Here is an 18,577-nt window from a genome sequence, read left to right as displayed (position 1 = left end):
ATCTTTTGAAAATGGTATAAACGTAAAAATTCAAATGGGACTGCCCCACGCTAGGCTTTTACCCAAATCGCTAAATTTCTAGGATTTTCGTTGCGATCGCCTGCTCTAGGGCAGATACGGGTAAAGGTCGAGAAAAGAAATACCCTTGCGCAAACTTGCAGTCTAGCTGTTTCAGCATCATCACTTGTTGTTGATTTTCTACCCCTTCAGCTACGACACTCATGCTTAAGGTTTTGGCGAGGACAACGATGGTGCGGACAATTTCCAGATTCTCAGCATCAGCTGCCATGCGATCGATAAAAGCCCGATCGATTTTGAGCGTATTGATCGGAAAACGACGTAAATAGCCTAAAGAAGAGTACCCCTGACCAAAATCATCAATACTCAGTTGAATGTTTCGGGTCCGCAGTTGTCTGAGTTTATCAATTGCTAATTCGCTGCGATCCATGAGCGTACTTTCCGTAATTTCAAGGCAGAGGGCGCTGCCAGCTATACCTGTTTCAGCCAGAACCCGATCTAACTTTTCTATGAGGTTATTCTCTCTAACTTGGTGACTGGCGAGATTAATGCTCATTTTCAAAGTAGTAGTTTCTGGAAACAGTGTTTGCCATTTACGCAGTTGCTGACAGGCTTCATGCATTACCCAATCCCCAATCGCGACAATCAAACCGCTATCTTCGGCGACAGGAATAAACTCTGCGGGAGAAACCAAGCCTCGTTCGGGATGCCGCCAACGGATCAATGCCTCAAATCCAACCAGCTTATTGGTTTCCAAAGCCACAAACGGCTGATAGTGAAGCTCAAACTCTTGACGCTCGATCGCATAGCGCAGATCGCTATCAATCTGCATCAGTTTGAGATTTTGTTCGTACATTTCACTATCAAATAAAATGTAGCGGCCTCTACCGAGAGATTTAGCGCAATACATCGCAATATCGGCATCTCGTACCAGATCGGCTCCGCTACTGTAGTCTTTAGTACTGATGACGATACCAATGCTGGCACTGGTAAAAATGGTCTGATCGCCTAAGTCAACGGGCGTCAGAAATTTGTTGAGAATTCGCTCGGCAATCACGATCGCTTCGCTGGGATCTTGAATATCGTCTATCAAAATCGTAAATTCATCCCCACCAAAACGAGCGACCGTATCAGAGGGGCGCAAGCAACTCTCTAAAAGCTTGGCGATCGCCTGGAGAAAGCGATCGCCCGTTGCATGCCCGAGGCTATCATTGATCATTTTGAAGCGATCGAGATCGATGAAAAGAATGGCAAATAGATAACCTGAATGGCGTTTGCTGTGCTTGAGCGTCTGCTCGACCCGATCCATAAACAGATTGCGATTGGGTAAACCTGTGAGGGCATCATGTAAGGCATCGTAGATCAATTGCTGCTGTGCTAGTTTTTGTTCCGTAATATCTCGCACGATGCCGTTAATTCGCAGGGCTTTACCATCAGCATCATAGATAACGTGACTGCGATCGTTGACCCAACGCACCTCTCCAGTGGAACGCAGGATGCGATATTCCTCGCATAAATGACCAGTTGTCAGCATGGCTTGGGCGGCATCTTCGATGCGATCGCGATCTTCTGAATGAATTACCTGCAACCGAAAGTTGGGATTCCCCAAAAAGCTAGCGATGGAATATCCATAAACTTTCTCTACGGCAGAGTTGAGATAGAAGATCTGGGAATAATCCGCAGCAACCGACCAAACTACATCTTCGAGGGAGCTTAAAATATTTTCCAGACGCTCTTCGCTCACTCTCAAGGATTCCTCAATATGTTGGCGCTCGATCACTTCTAAACATAATTGTTCGTTGATTTTTGCGAGCTGGGCGGTGCGCTGTTCGACCCTCTGCTCGAGTTCTTGATTGAGCTGCTGAATTTCTGCCTTTGCCGCTTGCAAATCTAATTGATGTCTGACACGAATTAAAACTTCTTCAACATGGAAGGGCTTTGTAATATAGTCTACCCCTCCGACCTTAAAGGCTTTGACCTGATCGAAGGCATCATCTAAAGCGCTCAAAAAGATTACGGGAATATCACGGGTAAGTTCCGTTGATTTGAGCCTTTGACAAACCTCATAACCATCTAGATCGGGCATTTTGATATCGAGCAAGATCAGATCGGGTGAAGTAGTTTGTACTGCCATCAATGCGATCGCCCCATTTTTGGCACAACGGATTTTGAATCCTTGTCCCGCAAGTGCCGTAGACAAGACTCTCAGGTTATCGGGCAGATCGTCTACGATCAAGATCGTTTTCTCTCTGGCTTTCTCTGTTGCTTTTTCTAAGAAGGAGAATGCATTGACAGTCATGGAGAAATTGCCTCTTGCACCAAGGTTATTATGCGATCGAAGTCAAAATCTTTTACTTTATCCGCAATCTCTTTCACTAAAACGGTATGTTCTTCTGGAACTTGGTCGAGTAGCGATAAAATTTGCTCCTCATCAAGCTGAGATGCCGACAACTTTAATCGATCCAACCATTCTTTAGGCATAGCCCGCAAAGATTCCATCAATAATTCTGCTGTAAATCTAACTTGAGCAGTTGTCTTTTGGGGGGATAATGTCGCGATCGCATCGTTGGTATAGGGTATACCTAAATATTGCGACACCATGGGTGATTTACTTAGTTTAGCTTGAATTTTAAAGCTAAATATAGAGCCGATGCCCACCTTACTACGAAAGGTTATATCGCCACCCATCAGCCGCACAAATTTACGGCTAATCGACAAGCCCAAGCCAGTGCCTTGTTGAGATCTCCGTCCAGACTGCGTTTGCATAAAAGGTTCAAACACTAGTTCGGCTTCTTCGGGCGCAATGCCTGTGCCCGTATCTTCCACTTCAAAGCCAATATATAGAGTTTTTGGGGATGGGATCTGGGATTGCTGCGTAATTTCTAAAGAATCCAGCACTGCACGCACCGTAACTCTCCCTTTGGGGGTGAATTTGATCGCATTCTCAATCAGGTTGATCAAAACCTGACGCAATTTTTTTTCATCGGTTATCACAAATTGGGGTAGATTTGCAGATTTCTCGAAATGTAGAAATAAATTCTTGGTTTCCGCTCGCATCTCAAACATCTCGATCGCCCGATCGAGGGTTTGATGTAGATCGAAGTCAGTCTCCTGTAAAGAGATATGTCCAGACTCGATTTTTGCCATATCCAAGACATCGTTAATCAGCCCCAGCAAATACTTGCCACTGCGACTAATAATGCCTAGATTTTCATGCTGGGATTGCGTGAGCGAGCGATCGCGCGTCATAATTTGAGTAAACCCAAGAATCGCATTCAGTGGCGTCCGCAGTTCGTGGCTCATATTGGCAATAAACTCACTTTTGGCAAGATTGGCAACTTCGGCAAGTTCCTTGGCTGCTTGGAGTTCAAGGGTTTGCTTGTCAAGTTCCTCTTCTGCCATCTGCCGACTCTCTTTCGTTAAGACAATCCACCAAGTTCCAATCGCAATCAAGAGCAATAAAAGGGCATACCATTTTAAGAAGATGTCTAAAATTTGCTCGGATATTTGGGGTAAGACTGCTTGCAGGCTGGAAACCTCTTGATAGTAAACCATCGCGAGCAGAGCTGCTACCCCTCCTGCGATCACCAAGAAAATTGTGAGAAAACTGACAATTCTCGCTCCTAGTTTTGGGGAGAGCTTGGCAGCAAAAATAGCGTGAGCGGTTTTTAAAGGGCTTTCTGGGCTGGGGGGACTGGTTTGTAAAGTCAGGGTTGCAGTGTCTTTGCAGCGATCGTGGCAACGCGCATCTAGACTGCAACAGAGAGAACAAATATGTCCATCATAAACTGGGCAAAATGCCATATCCTCTAAATCGTAGGCATTCTCGCAAATGCAACATGCCAAGGTGCGATGCAAGATAGTCTCTGTGCGAAGCGTATTCTCTCTGGCGATGTAGTATTTCCCTTTCGTAAGAATGGCAATGATGGGAGATAGAACAAAGGCTAACCCCAAGGCGATAAAAGCAGAATAAGCTTGGGCGATCTCACCGAAGACTCCGACAAAAGCAGCGATCGCGACCCCAGAGGCAATCAGCATCGAGCCAAATCCTACGGGATTGATGTTGTACAGATAGGCGCGTTTAAATTCGATATAGGATGGACTGAGTTTGAGGGGTTTATTGATCACAAGATCGGCAACTAAAGCCCCGATCCAAGCGATCGCCACATTAGAATAAAGTCCCAACACCTTCTCTAGGGTGGCAAATACCCCCAACTCCATCAGCATTAAGGAGATCGTAATATTAAACACCAACCAAACGACGCGACCGGGATGGTTGTGAGTAACCCTTGAGAAAAAATTTGACCAAGCCAGAGAACCCGCATAGGCATTGGTAACATTGATTTTGACTTGTGAAATAATCACAAATAACGTACAAACTGCTAAGACCACTTCTGGATTGGCAAAGATATCGGCAAAGCCTGCCAGATACATTTGTGCGGGTTCCTTCGCTTTCTCGAAACTGACTCCATGCTGAATCGCTAAGGATGCAAGGAAGCTGCCACCGAGCTGCTTTGCCGCTCCTAAAATAATCCAGCCAGGCCCTGCCAAAATCACGGCGAACCACCATCGGATGCGGTTGTTTTTGGCTTTGTCGGGCAGAAATCTGAGAAAGTCAACCTGTTCCCCTAGCTGCGGAATTAGGGAGAAAGAGACCGTTGCTGCGGCTCCAAGCAGAATTGGATCGAACCCCGCACCACTAGCTGAATTCCCAGCAAAATTGAACCAATTTAATAGCGCATCAGGCTCCTTATACAACACAAAAATATAGGGCGAAATCATCAAGGTCAACCAGATTGGTTGCGTCCACAATTGCAACTGGTTGATCAGAGTGACGCCAAAAAATACCAACGGAATAATAATAATGGAGCAGAGCAGGTAGCCTAAATACAATGGCAAATGGAAGTAAAGCTCCAACGCCTGCGCCATGATCGCCGCCTCTAGGGCAAAGAAAATAAAGGTAAACGAAGCATAAATTAGAGATGTAATCGTCGAGCCGATGTAGCCAAAGCCCGCACCTCTGGTCAACAGATCCATGTCAATGTTGTACTTGGAGGCGTAGTAACAAATCGGTAGCCCTGTCAGAAAAACGATCGCACCTACCACTAAAATCGCCCAAAAGGAATTCGTAAATCCATAGCTGATCGAGATCGAAGCTCCGATCGCTTCTAGAGCTAAAAACGAAATCCCCCCTAAGGCGGTATTTGTAATTTGAAATTCAGACCATTTCCTGAAGCTTTTGGGGGTATAGCGTAAGGCGTAATCTTCGATCGTTTCCGTTGCAACCCAAGCATTATAATCTCGTCGAACTTTGACAATTTTCAAGGAGGATTTTGGGGGCTTAATCATAAGTATTTAAAAGACGTCAGTTCGAGCTAACGATTTGCCCAGATCCTTATCTAAAAGCAAAAATTCAGAAAGGAATGTATCCAAACTGGCGTTATTCTAAATTTGGGTTTCCAATTTTTCACCAATGTAAATTTCTGGGAATTGGGCATAATTAAACGATAAAGCCTGTTTCTTGCCCTTGAGCCGCCTGCCAACTGCGGGCATCGTAATATAAATCTTCAAGGCAAATGCTATAGAGCGCATCTTTTAATTTGTCACTTACCCTCTGCCATAGCGCAAACGTCACCCAATCAGACGCCAATGCAGCATCAGGAGATAATCGCGGCAAAGGATTGGTATTTTCGCCTACAGCAGTCAAGATCTCACCGAGAGAGATATTTTTGGGCGATCGCTTGAGTTGGTAGCCCCCTTGCACCCCTCGGGTGGACTGAACTAGCCCCGCCTGCCTCAGCTCGATCAACAGCTTTTCTAAATAGGGGGCTGGGATCGACTGACGTTGAGAAATTTCCCGCACAGAAGTTGGCTTGTGTTTTGCCCACACAACCAAATCGAGCATTGCCTTCACACTATAATGTCCCCGTCTGGTTAGTTTCATCTTGTGTAAGAATATCTAGGTCGATCGCTAAAAACGACAGATTGAATGTAGAATAGGTTTTATTGGCGCGAAAAATAACGGGATGTAGCGCAGCTTGGTAGCGCGCCTGCTTTGGGAGCAGGATGTCGTAGGTTCAAATCCTATCATCCCGATTTAACTTGAATGTTCGATCTGAATAAAAAAACAAATGCTAATTCCTTCGGCAAGTCCTGAATTTAAATCTGGATTTGTAGCTTTGGTCGGGCGACCCAATGTGGGCAAGTCCACATTACTGAATACGCTGATCGGACAAAAAATTGCGATTACTTCTCCCGTCGCGCAAACGACGCGCAATCGGCTTCAGGGCATTTTAACCTTACCAGAAGCCCAAATTATCTTGGTGGATACCCCTGGTATCCATAAGCCCCATCACCTTTTAGGCGAAGTGATTGTCAAAAATGCTGTGGGTGCGATCGCTTCGGTCGATCTCGTCGTCTGGTTGGTGGATGGCACAGTAGAGGCTGGCAAAGGCGATCGCTTTATCGCCGAAATTATTGCGAATGCAGGGCCCCCTGCGATCGTGGGGTTAAATAAAATCGACCAGTTAACCTCTGAGAGTCTGGATGACGAACTAAAGCAATCTAAAATCCTTGCCAGCTATCGAGATATTGCCAAACCCCATGATTGGGATGTAGCAAAATTTTCAGCAATCACCAAAGAGGGCTTAGACAAATTACAGGAAATGATGTGCAACCATTTACCTGTGGGGCCCTATTACTATCCCCCAGAGCTAGTCACCGATCAGCCCGAGCGCTTTATTATGGGTGAGTTAGTGCGAGAGCAGATTATGTTGCACACCCATGAGGAAGTGCCGCACTCTGTTGCTGTCGGCATCGATCGCGTGGACGAACAGCCCAAAATCACCAAGGTGATGGCGACGATCTATGTGGAACGAGATTCTCAAAAAGGGATTTTAATTGGGAAGAAAGGACAAATGCTTAAGGACATAGGCACGAAAGCCCGCGAGCAAATGCAAAAATTAATTATGGGATCGGTGCATTTGGAATTGTTTGTCAAAGTACAACCCAATTGGCGATCGTCGCGTTCTCAACTGACAGATTTCGGCTATCGTGCGGAATCGTAGGGCAATTCATGATCGGGTGGGTTAGATTTAAAATATAGAGATGACTGATAGAGAACTCCTTCTTGATGGGTATGCAGGATACAGTCAGACAGAGGATAGGCAACGCATGTGACCGTATAGCCTGCGGCAATTTCAGCGGAGCTTAAGAAACTCTGTTCGGTTTGATCGACTTCTCCATTGACAAGTTTGGCAATGCAGGCGGAACAGGTTCCCTTTTTGCAGCTATAGGGTAATGGGATCCCAGCCTCGATCGCCATGTCCAAAATATACTCGCTATCTGGGACTGAAATCGTGCGATCGATCGCGCTCGCTTCGTTGATTAACCGAATTTGATAAGCTGCCATACCTCTACGAAAACCACTAAAATTTACTGTTTAGAGCATACCCTTTAAGCGATCGCACCTCAATTTATCCTTTATTCAAAAAGAAGTAAAGTTAAAGAGAATCACACCTAAAAGTAAGCTGGTGGCATTGGTGAGAAAACTGAGAAGCCCCGCTTGCTTAAAAGATAACTGCCCAAAACTGAGTGTCGCAATCACCCATGCTTCATAGACCACCGCAAAAATCTCAGAAGCTGGCAAGGTAAAGCGATAGGGAATGCCCTCAGGGATAGGAATTCGATTTCCATAGCCAAACCAAAGCGCAATAAAGAAACCAAGGATATTAGCTCCGATAAAAAACCCCAAAGATAAAAAGACAAATTTTTTAGAAGATATTCTAGACTTCAAATGTGCGATCGAAGCATAGGAAAGTGCGATCGCCAAGGAACTAATCCCCATATATCTCCCCAAAATAGATTGAAATGGTTCTAATTCAGGGAAGAAAATCCAGACGACTGGATAGCTAAATAGATTGACCATCGCGATCGTGACAAGCGTTCTCGAGAGCATTGGTCGGGATGCTTTCCGCCACCATAAGTAAAGCGAGGCTACCAGCAACTCAGAGAGAATTGTCAGAAACCAACCGCTCCAAAACATCCGATTTCTATATTCTTCAGCGGGTGTCGAAATAAAATAAGAAAGCTTACCCTCTTCTAGCTTCACGCGCATAGAATCATTAGAAACCTCCACTTGCCAGACCCCAGCATGTGGGAAGGATGAACCTGCTCCTTTCAGGACTGGAGGGCTAATACGTAAGCGATCGGAAAACTGCCCAATCAGCCTAAACCATTTCTTGGGTTGCTCTTTATCTTTAGATTGAGGCTCATCTATAGGAAACGAACCGATGGTATCACCAATCAAAAGACAGAGATCGTCAAAACAATTGAAACGATAGCCCCTCTGTGAAGATATAGCAGGGGAAGACAGGCAACCCGTGTCGCGACACTCGCCATGTTGAATAAACAAAACTGGCTGTTCGCAAGTAGCCGTAGTACATTCAACAATCTGTAAGCCTTGCATGGTTTGATGACCTGCTGGATAGGTGAGCGTAAACCGATTTGTCTCAGGAGGGGGTGGGGCATTAGCACTTGCGGGTGAGGCAAATAGCAAAGCGATCGCGATTCCCTGTGTGATGCATACTGCCGCCAAAATCCCCAACAGTTTCGACAACTTCCATTTCATAGATAAAGTGCTGTTTAAGTTTTTTACTATGCGATCCTAAATGATCCATGAGAGATTCTTTCTTCTAATCGTAGGGGCAATTCATGAATTTCCCCTACACACAAATCAAATAGGATTGCTATATGAGAAAATCCAACACCAAGGAAAGAAGGAATTACCCCCCCTGTCGTTGTAAGTTTCGTTGCGAGCTGGGTAAGATCGGACTTTACATCATTTAAGATCGAGTAGGCAGTACTGTATTTCTTGGTTGGCGTAGAGGAATTGTGCAGAGTAGAGTTTCTCAAATTACGATCGCTTTCGTGGCTCTAATCGCAGTGCTACTCACAAACTGTATGGCTAGTGACGAAACCGCTGACAATAGAGATGCTGCCATGGGAAATCGGTTTCGCGCCGCGATCGTCTTGCCCGCTGCGATCGTCGATCGCAGTTGGAGTCAATCAGGCTATGAGGGCTTAAAGTTTATCGAAAAACGCTATAAAGCCAGCGTTACACATGTCGATCGCGTTGCCGAAAAAGATGCGCTCAGCGTCACAAGAAACCTCGCTCAGCAAGGGTATGACTTTATCATTCTGCATGGTGGTGAGTATATTGCCACGGCTGAAACGGCAGCGCAGGAATTTCCTCGTACCAAATTTGCCCTTACCAGCGGTCATCCTGGGAATAACCGCAACTTGGGTTCAGTGGTATTCCGTACGGGTGAAAGTGGTTATCTAGCGGGTTTTGTAGCGGGGTTAAAGACCCAAACTAATCGGATTGCCTATCTGACCGGATTTCCCTACCCCTCTAATAAAGAAGAAGCAGATTTTTTAGAAAAGGGAGCAAAAGCAGCTAATCCTAAGTCTCAAGTGGTTGTGGAGTATTTGTACACATGGACAGATATCGAGAAAGCTTCTAAAGCGGCGCTCAATCAAATTGCCGCAGGTGCTGACATCATCATGATTAATTTAGACCACAATGAGGAGGTGATTAAAGCCGTTACCCGCAAGCCTGATGTATATGCGATCGGCTGGACGAAAGATCAGTACTATGCTGCACCAAGTAAAGTCGTTACCAGTGCGATTACAGATATATCAACGCTCGTGTCGAATGCCGCAGATTTAGCGCAAAGAGGTCGCTGGGAAGGAAAACTCTATAAATTTGGCATTAGAGAAAAAGCTTTGCGGTTTGCGCCGTTTCGGGGCTTGTTGACCCCAGAGCAAGAAGGACGATTTAACAAGGTGCGTAGCGATGTGATGACTGGTAAGCTGGAACTTTTGTAATAGCTCATGCGTATGGCGATCTGGAAAAAACCTTTACGTCCCATCCGACATTCGATCGCGAACCAAGTCCGTTTTGGGCTGGTATTTTTGGTAGTGATTAGTTTGCTCGGTACAGGGAGCGTATTGATTTACTCTAGCTTTCGCACGCAACTCAAACAGTCTAATCGCTTGCAGCAAGCGCGATCGCAAACGGCAGCCGAACAGATCAATGCCTATATCGACGATCTAGAGCGCAAACTAGGCTATTTGGCGAGGGTAAGAGGCTTGAGCAATTTGCCCGTAGAAGCGCAGCAAACCTTGATCGAAGGCTTAACCCGCCATAACGATGCTTATGAAGTTGTGGCGATCGTCAATCGTCAAGGTGACCCAGTGGCAGTCGCCTCTCCCTATGGCATGGTAAAGCTAGAGAACCTCGCGAATTCTCCCATCTTCATGCGTGCCTTTAAGCGCAATGAAGATGCTGTGGATAACGTGTCGATTGACCCCAAGATTCATCAATTGGTGACGACGATCGCGGTTCCCATCCGCAACCAAAAAGATGAAGTAGATGGTGTTTTACTCGCTAAGGTGAACCTGCGATTTCTTGACTTTGTGCTTTCTCAAACCGAAGTGGGAACGACGGGCTACACCTACGTGATCGACAATCGCCATGTATTGATTGCCAAGCAGCGATCGGCGAATGAACCCCTTGCCTTACAGGATATTTCCGATCGCCCTTTCATTAAATCTCTCACTGACTTGGATGCCGACCTCCAACCTGTCACGGTTTATCGCGGACTGAAGGATGAAGAGGTTTTGGGCGCGATCGCACCCGTTCGCAGTGTAAGTTGGGCGGTGATCGTCGAACTGCCAACGGCTGAAGCCTATGCTCCGATTCGCGATCTGATCTGGACGATGGCAGGGGCATTAATGCTTGCGACTGGTGTGACTGTGGGTGTTGGCTTTCTCTTTGCCAAACGTATTGTGAAACCTTTGCAACAACTCACTACCGCCGCCGATCGCATCCGCGCAGGCAGTCTTGATACCCATGTGGAAATTCAATCCCAGAACGAATTGGGGCTATTGGCAACAACCTTTAATCAAATGGCTTCGGAGCTATCAGAGTTATATCGTTCTCTAGAACAGAAGGTTGCCCAACGCACGGCAGAACTGCAGAAAGAGAAGGAACGCTCGGAGCATCTACTGCTCAATATTTTGCCAGAAGCGATCGCCAATCGCTTAAAAATAGACCCCTCTACAATTGCTGATAGTTTTGCCGAGGTTAGCATTTTATTTGCTGATATTGTTGGCTTTACCCATATGAGTTCGCACATTTCTCCGATCGCGTTGGTGGGCGTGCTCAATCAAGTTTTTTCTGCTTTCGATCGTCTCGCCGATCGACATGGCTTAGAAAAGATTAAAACCATTGGCGATGCCTACATGGTGGTAGGTGGTTTACCCCTACCTAGAGCCGATCACGCTGAGGCGATCGCCAATATGGCACTAGATATGCTGAAAGCGATCGATGACTTTAATTTGAACGCAAATTTTCCCGAACTCTCTGGCAATCTCTCGATGCGTATCGGCATCAACACAGGTGCGGTTGTGGCTGGGGTGATTGGTGTAAATAAGTTTATCTACGATCTGTGGGGCGACACGGTAAATATTGCCAGCCGTATGGAATCTCAAGGTATAGCAGGATGCATTCAGGTGACGGAAGCAACCTATCTCAGATTGAAGGAAAAATATCAATTTGAGGAACGCGGTGCGATCGCGATCAAAGGCAGAGGGGAAATGCTAACCTTCTGGCTTAAAGGTAGAAAAGAATAGAATTCCTTGTGATGAATGGGCGATCGCCATAGGATTACGCTCTGGTTATTTTTGTTGGTCAGGTTGGTGCTAAGCGATCGAGGGACGTACATCGGCAGGATGAAAAGCTAAAACAATATCACTGGGCGGAATTCCTGCTGTGCATCGTGCTGCGCTGTGATGCGATCGCCATAAAAGGTTAAAACCATACGCCAAATCACTTAAGCAATTGCCAGAGTCTCAGCCTTGTGGTTTTATAGATATCCGTACAAAATTCAAACAATAGCTGAATATGCAAGTTGTAGCTATCTATAAACCAGATTTTTCGAGCAAATAAGGAATAATATTCCAGATATATCCGAGACCAGTTTGTAAACTGTCACACACTAACCTCAAAAATTAGTTGGTTGCCACAGATAATCATAACGAGCCACTTCCTTTGGAGGTATTGTTATGAATCCAGAATCTTTGACGTATCTACGTCTTGATTTCGAGATCGTAGTTCCCTATGACGTTGCTCTAAAAGGTGTTGAGGCATGGTTTGAATGGGACTTGATCTCTGAGCTAGATTTGCGATGGCGCAATACCAGACAACAAGGGAATCGTTTAATCGTAATAGCCAAGCTCAACGACAACATTTTGCAAGGGCTGGATCTATGGTTGCAAATGGGCTTACTTACCGATGAATATGTCAGATTACTGTGCAGCACTCGGTTTAGTAGGGAGATCCCTACCTTCTCCGAAGCGACTTCCGTAGGAATGCAGCATCCTACGGAAGCCTCGCCGCGATCTTTAACGCATGACTTCCCTGAACTAGAACCAGCGCGTTCGACCTCCAACATTTCGAGAACTCAACCCTCTCGACCCGTAGCCCCAGCACATCATCCCAGTCGCTCTGCGCAAATGGTGCAATCCCTGATTTCAGAATTCAGCACCGTTTGGCTTTTGTTCTTAGGTGTATTTTTGGTGGTGGTTTCATCCGGAGTACTCGCCGCAAGCCAGTGGAATCAATTTCCACCCCAGGGACAATTTGCAATTCTGTTGGCTTATACCTTGGCTTTTTGGGTTGTGAGCCTATGGACAGGCAGGCAGGAAAAGCTGAGCCTGACGACACGCACCCTAGAGATTTTGACCTTATTGGTGATTCCTGTTAACTTTTGGGCGATCGATGGCTTTCAGTTATTGAGCAATTCTATAGGCTTCATGGAGAGCGCGATCGCAGCGGTAATACTCTCTGGCATCACCCTTCTTTTACTCAAGCAGCAGGTGGCATCTAAACTTACGGCTTTAAACTGCGTGGGGCTGAGTTTCTTGCACATCGGCTGGGGAATTGCTGGCTATCCACTCATAGCCGTTTACATTGGAACAGTAGGGACATCGCTAATCTTTTTCTGGCAGCAAAAGGAACGAGAAGCAAGCGATCGCACCAAATTATCGCTGGGCGAGATTACGATTGCCTATACCACCTTGATTTTGCTGTTTAGAGCCATCTTCATTGCAGGTGTTGCCGTCACCGACCTAGGACTCGCCTTTGGCATTTGCGGTTGGATGGCAAGCAAACTCAACCAGCGACAGAGAAAGGAAAGTACAGATCCCCAACCCCAATTCCCCATTGCCGCAGGCTTGTTATTGCTCGGGTGGGGCGTATCGGTGGGAGCGCAGTTTCCTTGGCAAGCAGTGGCTGTGAGCATTTTGGCATTATTCCTACTGTTTGAAAGACTGCAACGTCATTGGCAGGGAATAGATTTAGCGGCGATCTTCTTCATCACATTACAAACTTTCTGTCTGGCTTTCCAACTCATACCCGTACAAATTAGAACCGATGTAACGCAATGGAGTATGAATTTGGTGAGAACGGATATACCGCTAACGCTTTTGAGCGTGGTTATATTCCCCTATATCATTCTCAGCCTGTTTTTGTCCGATCGCCTGCGGCAGTCAAATCGACCTGCTTTAGCAAACTTGGGTGAAGCGCTATCTTTAGGATTGGGGACGTTGCTTACTTGTTTGAGCTTTCTCAGCCCTGTCACCCGATCGCTCAATCTAGGACTTTCGTTTGTAACACTCTTCGCAGTAACAAGTCGCCGCGATCGCGCGCTCAAGGAATTAATCTACTTTACGCATCTTGTGGGCTTAGGAGCGATCGCATCGAGTGTAGATTTTATCTTGCCCCAATGGAAATTTTCGGATTGGGCAATGTGGAGTTTGGGTGTAGCGGCGATTGAATGGGGATTTTGTGCCTTAGCAAAGTTGAATTCCCCTAAATTACAAATTTGGCGAAAGAGTAGTTGGGAGATCGGCATCGGATTGGCAGGACTGAGTTACTTATTGCTAATTCAAGACTTTAGGAATGCTTCAACCCTCTTAACGCAAAATCTACTTTGGTCGATCGCGCCTCTCATCTTAACGATCTTAGGTTGGATTCGCAATTTCCCGCAAGCGTCCCAATCGATTAATTTCAGCATTATCTCCCTTGTCTTAGCCCAGTTCTTGACATTCCCGCAATTGGAATCGCGCGCGATCGGATTAGGCATAGGAACCGTGTTAATGCTGGTGAATACGCAGAAGTGCCAAGAGTTATCCGCAGCAGCAATCGGTGTGGGATTTGGCGTTGGCTTTGCGGGTTCGTTGCTTTGGCAGTTGAGCAGTGATTATTCCATGACGGATCGCTTCCTTACGTTTACAAACGGTGCGGCGATCGCAGTAATTCTTTTACTGGCAATTCGTCACTGGTTAAAACAGGGAGATCCCGATCGCACCTTGCGGAAAATTTACAGTCAGGCTATGGATAGTTGGGCGATCGCGCTGACTTTCCCTAACTTTATCGCGCTGACTATCTTTGCGATCGCGGACTATGGATTTCATCATTCTCTTTCGCTCGGATTTGTGACAGCAACTGGTCTGATCACGGTAGCCATGCTCTATCGCTCTATTGTTGAATCTGCGGGATGGGCTGCTTACAGTGTGGGTTGGGGCTTAGAGTTGCTTGCCTGTGCGGCGGTCAGTTTTAGCAATGGTTCCTTAACTACCTTGGCGATCGCCAATATTGGTCTAGGTCTCGCATCTCAACTACTCGGCGATTGGTGGTTGATGCGTAAAGGATGGGCGGGATTTCCCAGTGCTTGGCATGTACTTCCGATAATTTACGGATTGTTAGGCACGTTGCTGCGCTTGCATGTATTTGCAGACTGGACGGGATTTGTCACTCTGGGTACAGCGATAATCGCGATTGGCATCGGTCGCCGCAAACCAGAATGGAAAGGGCTAACTTATCTTGGGATCGTCGGAATCACCATTTCTATTTATGAATTACTGATCTATCAATTGTCCCTTAGCAAGGGGGGCAGTACGGGGGATGGAGTGGTAATTTTGGCAATTGCGGCTACGACAATCGCGATCGCCTATCAACTCCTATCTCCCTTTATCCCTTATCTGCGTTTGGCTCGAGGCGAATTAAGAGTCATAGGAAACATCCATTGGTTTATGGGCGTGGGACTAACGATTTTTGCATCATTCCTGTTACCAAGTCAGTTAGGTGGAGTTTTAGGAACCTGTGTTGCCTTGGTTCTAACCATTTACGCGCTGGTCAGCGGGCGCGATCGCGACGATCTGGCTGCGGCTGAATTATGGGTGTATGCAGGAATTTCGATGGCGATCGTAACAGGCATATATCTCCTCTACTTCGCATTCCCAGATTCGCTCTTTATCGTGAATATTCTGCGTCCCTATGCGGCTACAATTGCTTGTTTCGTATGTGTTCCTATCCAGCTTGCACCTTGGGAGGCTTGGGGTTGGAGTAACAAACCTTGGCATCGTTCGGCGATCGTGCTGCCAAGTTTGAGCGTAATTGCGACAGCAACATCGATTTCGATTCCCAGTTTGTTTATTGTGGCGGCTTTTTATAGCTGGGTAGCAAGAGTCAAGAATTCGATCCGAATTAGCTATCTTAGTTTGGTCTTGGTGAACTGGGCATTGATGCGGTTTTATCACCAATACCAGCTCACGAACTACCTGTGGTATGTTTCGACGCTTGGCTTTTCTCTGCTTTATATCGTTCAAGTCGATCCTAGTCTCTCAGCCCCTGAGGCAAGGGAACAACGACATATGCTACGACTATTGGGAACGGGTTCTATTTGTGCTTCTGCGGCAATTCAATCCCCAGACAATCTCGGCATGGCATGGATTTCGCTTGGCATCGGACTGGCTTTCATTTTGGCAGGTTTAAGTCTGCGGGTGCGTTCCTATCTCTATGTCGGTACGATCGCCTTTATCACTGTGGTTCTGATCCAAGTGTCTATATTCGTGACTAAATATTCCTTGCTGATTTGGGCATTGGGAATCTTTGCAGGTATCGTATTTATTTGGATTGCCGCCAACTTTGAAGCCCGACGCGATCGCATTCTAGCTCTGCTTCGGGATATTGCTACTGAACTACAAGCTTGGGAGTAGGGTTAAAAGAAATGAATCAAAGATGTTAGCAAAGAACTGGATAATCTGACAGAATAAAAGACGATACAAGCTACTTTATTAAACAGAAATGTCATCATCTTATTCGTCAGGTCAAACGATCCCACAGATTCGGGTTGAGGAGTTAGCCCGTCGCATGGCAGCAGATCGCAGCAATCTGCAACTGATCGATGTGCGCGAACCTGAGGAAATTGCGATCGCTTTTGTTGAGGGCTTTACCAATCTTCCTTTAAGCCAATATGGTGAATGGGCTCCCAAGGTTCCAACCGAATTCGACCCCCATGCTGAAACCCTTGTACTCTGTCACCACGGCATGCGATCGGCACAAATGTGTCAATGGCTGATGGGTCAAGGTTTTACCAATGTCAAAAACATCGTCGGTGGCATCGCTGCCTATGCAGAAGTCGTCGATCCTTCAATTCCGCAATATTAGTTGCACGGATATTGAACTCGATTTTCATTGAATCTTATGATAGAAAACACCAAACTCATCAATAGCCACATTGAAGAATACCTAGATTACTACTGCGGTTTGTCTCACGCACCTGGATTTGCTGTGTTACTGAAAGGGCAATGGGGCGTTGGAAAAACATGGTTTATTAAGCAGTATCAAGAAAAGCTAAAAGCAAAAAAGCAGAAATGCTTATACGTTAGCCTTTACGGTATGACAAATTCCTCAGAGATAGGGGACGCTTTTTTTCAACAACTCCATCCTGTCTTGTCCTCTAAAGGAATGACGATCACTGGCAAAATCCTTAAAGGATTTTTAAAAGGCTCATTAAAAATTGATTTAAATGGTGATGGGAAGGATGAAGGATCGTTAACTATTCCAAATATAGACATCCCTGACTATCTTAAAAATGCCGATAAATGTATTTTAATATTTGACGATCTGGAAAGATGCAAAATTGATCTGAGCAATATCTTAGGATATATCAATAGCTTTGTAGAGCACCAAGAATTAAAAGTAATTATCCTTGCAAATGAAAAAGTAGTCGAGTCATGCAGTGAATACAGCACAATTAAGGAGAAATTAATCGGTAAGACCTTTAGTATATCTCCTGATTTCCAAGGTGCATTAAACGACTTTATTTGTGAGGTAGAAGATAAATCTCTCCAAGAATTTTTATCTAACAATACTGAATTAATCCAAGATTCATATACTTTATCAGAATATGAAAATCTAAGAAACCTAAACCAAGCTATTTTAGATTATGAAAGACTGTTTAAGGTTTTACCTGAGAAGGTCAAAAGTAAAAAAGAGTTGCTACGAGATCTTTTGTACCAGTTGATGGTTTTCTCTATTGAAATTAAACGTGGAACAATGCTTGCAAGTGATATTTGTAATATTATAGAAGCTTGGCAAGATCAAGCAAAAGGTTCCCAAGCAAAAGAGATATCCCTACTTCAAAAAAATTTCCATAGATTTAATAGATACCAAAATCTAGATGACCTACTTAATCCATTCCCAAATAATAAATGGTGGCAAAAATTCTTTGACAAAGGCATTATTGATGTTTATGAACTAGAGAAATCTCTACCAAGTAGTAAGTATTTTCAAGATGAAAATACTCCTGACTGGATTAAACTTTGGCGTTACTCCAATCTCACTGATGATGAATTTGACAATTTACTTAAGAAAGTAGAGGAACAGTATACTCGCAGAGACTTTTCTTGTCTTGGTGAGATTATCCATGTAATAGGACTTTTTCTAATGTTCTCTAATGTTGGAATCTATAGTAAAAGCAAAAAGGATATTTTGCAGGATGCAAAGCATTATATCGATGATTATATCGATGATTTCATCAGTAAGAATTTATTGCATACCATTTATCAATCTCACTTTTTTTACTCTTTAGGAATTACAAATTATAGTTATGCTAATCTTGGATTTCAAGGCAAAGAACTTGTAGAATTCAAAGAATTCTATGATTATATCAATCAAGCTCAAGAGTTGGCAAAGAAAGGTTATTTACCTAAAGCAGGGCTAGATCTCTTGGAAATTATGCAATGTAATACGTCCTTATTTTACAGAATGCTTTGTGTCAGTGGGGCGAACAGATCAGAGTCAGAAGATCAAATCTATTATGAAGTTCCTATACTCGAATCTATTAAACCAGATGATTTTATAGAAAAACTCTTGCCGATGAAGAGAGAAGATCAAAAATTAGTTTTTTACACACTATCTGACCGCTATAAGTTTGAAAATTCACCTAAAGAACTTCATAAAGAACTTCCATGGCTTAAGTCCGTTCAAACTCTCTTGCTAAAACAAGCCGATTCTAAAAAGGGTAAGCTTAGCGGATTTTTTTTAGAATCATTATCCAGAGAATATTTGGAAGAAGCGATTAAAAAACTCAATACCAAAATCTCAAAAGATCCATAGCTCTGTTTTTCATCGTACTTCCCCCAAAGC

At 44.9% G+C, this 18,577-nt stretch carries 11 protein-coding genes and 1 tRNA gene; 7 read left to right on the top strand and 5 right to left on the bottom strand.

Annotation, left to right across the window (positions count from 1 at the left end; genetic code table 11):
* Window positions 1-70: 70 nt before the first annotated feature.
* The 3 genes from ACP2WE_RS13630 to ACP2WE_RS13620 all read right to left on the bottom strand — a co-directional run bounded on the left by ACP2WE_RS13630 (window position 71) and on the right by ACP2WE_RS13620 (window position 5,962).
* On the bottom strand, window positions 71-2,317 hold the full coding sequence (locus ACP2WE_RS13630) for a two-component system response regulator (RefSeq protein WP_425216099.1): 2,247 nt from the start codon (window positions 2,315-2,317) through the stop codon (window positions 71-73).
* Window positions 2,314-5,367, bottom strand: coding sequence for an ATP-binding protein (locus tag ACP2WE_RS13625; protein ID WP_425216098.1), 3,054 nt, complete (start codon window positions 5,365-5,367; stop codon window positions 2,314-2,316). The genes ACP2WE_RS13630 and ACP2WE_RS13625 overlap by 4 nt, the downstream gene beginning before the upstream one ends.
* Window positions 5,368-5,518: 151 nt before the next feature.
* A complete protein-coding gene (locus ACP2WE_RS13620) occupies window positions 5,519-5,962 on the bottom strand; it encodes an RrF2 family transcriptional regulator (RefSeq protein ID WP_330483272.1) in 444 nt (147 codons plus the stop codon).
* A gap of 78 nt (window positions 5,963-6,040) precedes the next feature.
* On the opposite strand from ACP2WE_RS13620, the gene ACP2WE_RS13615 reads away from it, so the two are divergent.
* Window positions 6,041-6,114 (top strand) — tRNA-Pro (locus ACP2WE_RS13615).
* Window positions 6,115-6,149: 35 nt separating this feature from the next.
* Entirely contained in the window at window positions 6,150-7,085 is a 936-nt protein-coding gene (gene era / locus ACP2WE_RS13610; protein WP_425216097.1) for a GTPase Era, read from the top strand.
* Here the strand turns inward: era and ACP2WE_RS13605 are convergent.
* Together ACP2WE_RS13605 and ACP2WE_RS13600 are read right to left on the bottom strand one after the other, a co-directional pair.
* Window positions 7,067-7,429 carry a 2Fe-2S iron-sulfur cluster-binding protein gene (locus ACP2WE_RS13605; RefSeq protein WP_425216096.1) on the bottom strand — a complete coding sequence of 121 codons (363 nt, stop codon included), beginning with the start codon at window positions 7,427-7,429 and terminating at the stop codon, window positions 7,067-7,069. The two genes, era and ACP2WE_RS13605, sit on opposite strands and share 19 nt — an antisense overlap.
* A gap of 75 nt (window positions 7,430-7,504) precedes the next feature.
* Entirely contained in the window at window positions 7,505-8,647 is a 1,143-nt protein-coding gene (locus ACP2WE_RS13600; protein ID WP_425216095.1) for a hypothetical protein, read from the bottom strand.
* A 263-nt stretch (window positions 8,648-8,910) separates the two neighbouring features.
* On the opposite strand from ACP2WE_RS13600, the gene ACP2WE_RS13595 reads away from it, so the two are divergent.
* From ACP2WE_RS13595 to ACP2WE_RS13575, 5 genes are all read left to right on the top strand, one after another.
* On the top strand, window positions 8,911-9,906 hold the full coding sequence (locus ACP2WE_RS13595) for a BMP family protein (protein ID WP_425216094.1): 996 nt from the start codon (window positions 8,911-8,913) through the stop codon (window positions 9,904-9,906).
* 12 nt (window positions 9,907-9,918) lie between these two features.
* Entirely contained in the window at window positions 9,919-11,715 is a 1,797-nt protein-coding gene (locus ACP2WE_RS13590; RefSeq protein WP_425216093.1) for an adenylate/guanylate cyclase domain-containing protein, read from the top strand.
* Between the two features lie 432 nt (window positions 11,716-12,147).
* Window positions 12,148-16,143 (top strand): hypothetical protein, encoded by a 3,996-nt coding sequence (locus tag ACP2WE_RS13585; RefSeq protein ID WP_425216092.1) that lies wholly within the window; start codon window positions 12,148-12,150, stop codon window positions 16,141-16,143.
* 88 nt (window positions 16,144-16,231) lie between these two features.
* Entirely contained in the window at window positions 16,232-16,594 is a 363-nt protein-coding gene (locus ACP2WE_RS13580) for a rhodanese-like domain-containing protein (protein WP_425216091.1), read from the top strand.
* Window positions 16,595-16,630: 36 nt separating this feature from the next.
* Entirely contained in the window at window positions 16,631-18,547 is a 1,917-nt protein-coding gene (locus ACP2WE_RS13575; RefSeq protein WP_425216090.1) for a P-loop NTPase fold protein, read from the top strand.
* Window positions 18,548-18,577 lie beyond the last annotated feature (30 nt).

Source organism: Tumidithrix helvetica PCC 7403 (genome assembly GCF_965232925.1).
GTDB classification, from domain to species: domain Bacteria; phylum Cyanobacteriota; class Cyanobacteriia; order Pseudanabaenales; family Pseudanabaenaceae; genus Tumidithrix; species Tumidithrix helvetica.
The sequence above is the reverse complement of the archived record's forward strand: the minus strand, read 5'-3'. Positions and strand labels throughout refer to the sequence as shown.

What these genes read in the sequence shown, in the direction of transcription:
- ACP2WE_RS13630 (WP_425216099.1), bottom strand. Translation starts at nt 2,317, where the DNA reads ATGACTGTCAATGCATTCTCCTTCTTAGAAAAAGCAACAGAGAAAGCC.
- ACP2WE_RS13625 (WP_425216098.1), bottom strand. Translation starts at nt 5,367, where the DNA reads ATGATTAAGCCCCCAAAATCCTCCTTGAAAATTGTCAAAGTTCGACGA.
- ACP2WE_RS13620 (WP_330483272.1), bottom strand. Translation starts at nt 5,962, where the DNA reads ATGAAACTAACCAGACGGGGACATTATAGTGTGAAGGCAATGCTCGAT.
- era (WP_425216097.1), top strand. Translation starts at nt 6,150, where the DNA reads ATGCTAATTCCTTCGGCAAGTCCTGAATTTAAATCTGGATTTGTAGCT.
- ACP2WE_RS13605 (WP_425216096.1), bottom strand. Translation starts at nt 7,429, where the DNA reads ATGGCAGCTTATCAAATTCGGTTAATCAACGAAGCGAGCGCGATCGAT.
- ACP2WE_RS13600 (WP_425216095.1), bottom strand. Translation starts at nt 8,647, where the DNA reads ATGAAATGGAAGTTGTCGAAACTGTTGGGGATTTTGGCGGCAGTATGC.
- ACP2WE_RS13590 (WP_425216093.1), top strand. Translation starts at nt 9,919, where the DNA reads ATGGCGATCTGGAAAAAACCTTTACGTCCCATCCGACATTCGATCGCG.
- ACP2WE_RS13585 (WP_425216092.1), top strand. Translation starts at nt 12,148, where the DNA reads ATGAATCCAGAATCTTTGACGTATCTACGTCTTGATTTCGAGATCGTA.
- ACP2WE_RS13580 (WP_425216091.1), top strand. Translation starts at nt 16,232, where the DNA reads ATGTCATCATCTTATTCGTCAGGTCAAACGATCCCACAGATTCGGGTT.
- ACP2WE_RS13575 (WP_425216090.1), top strand. Translation starts at nt 16,631, where the DNA reads ATGATAGAAAACACCAAACTCATCAATAGCCACATTGAAGAATACCTA.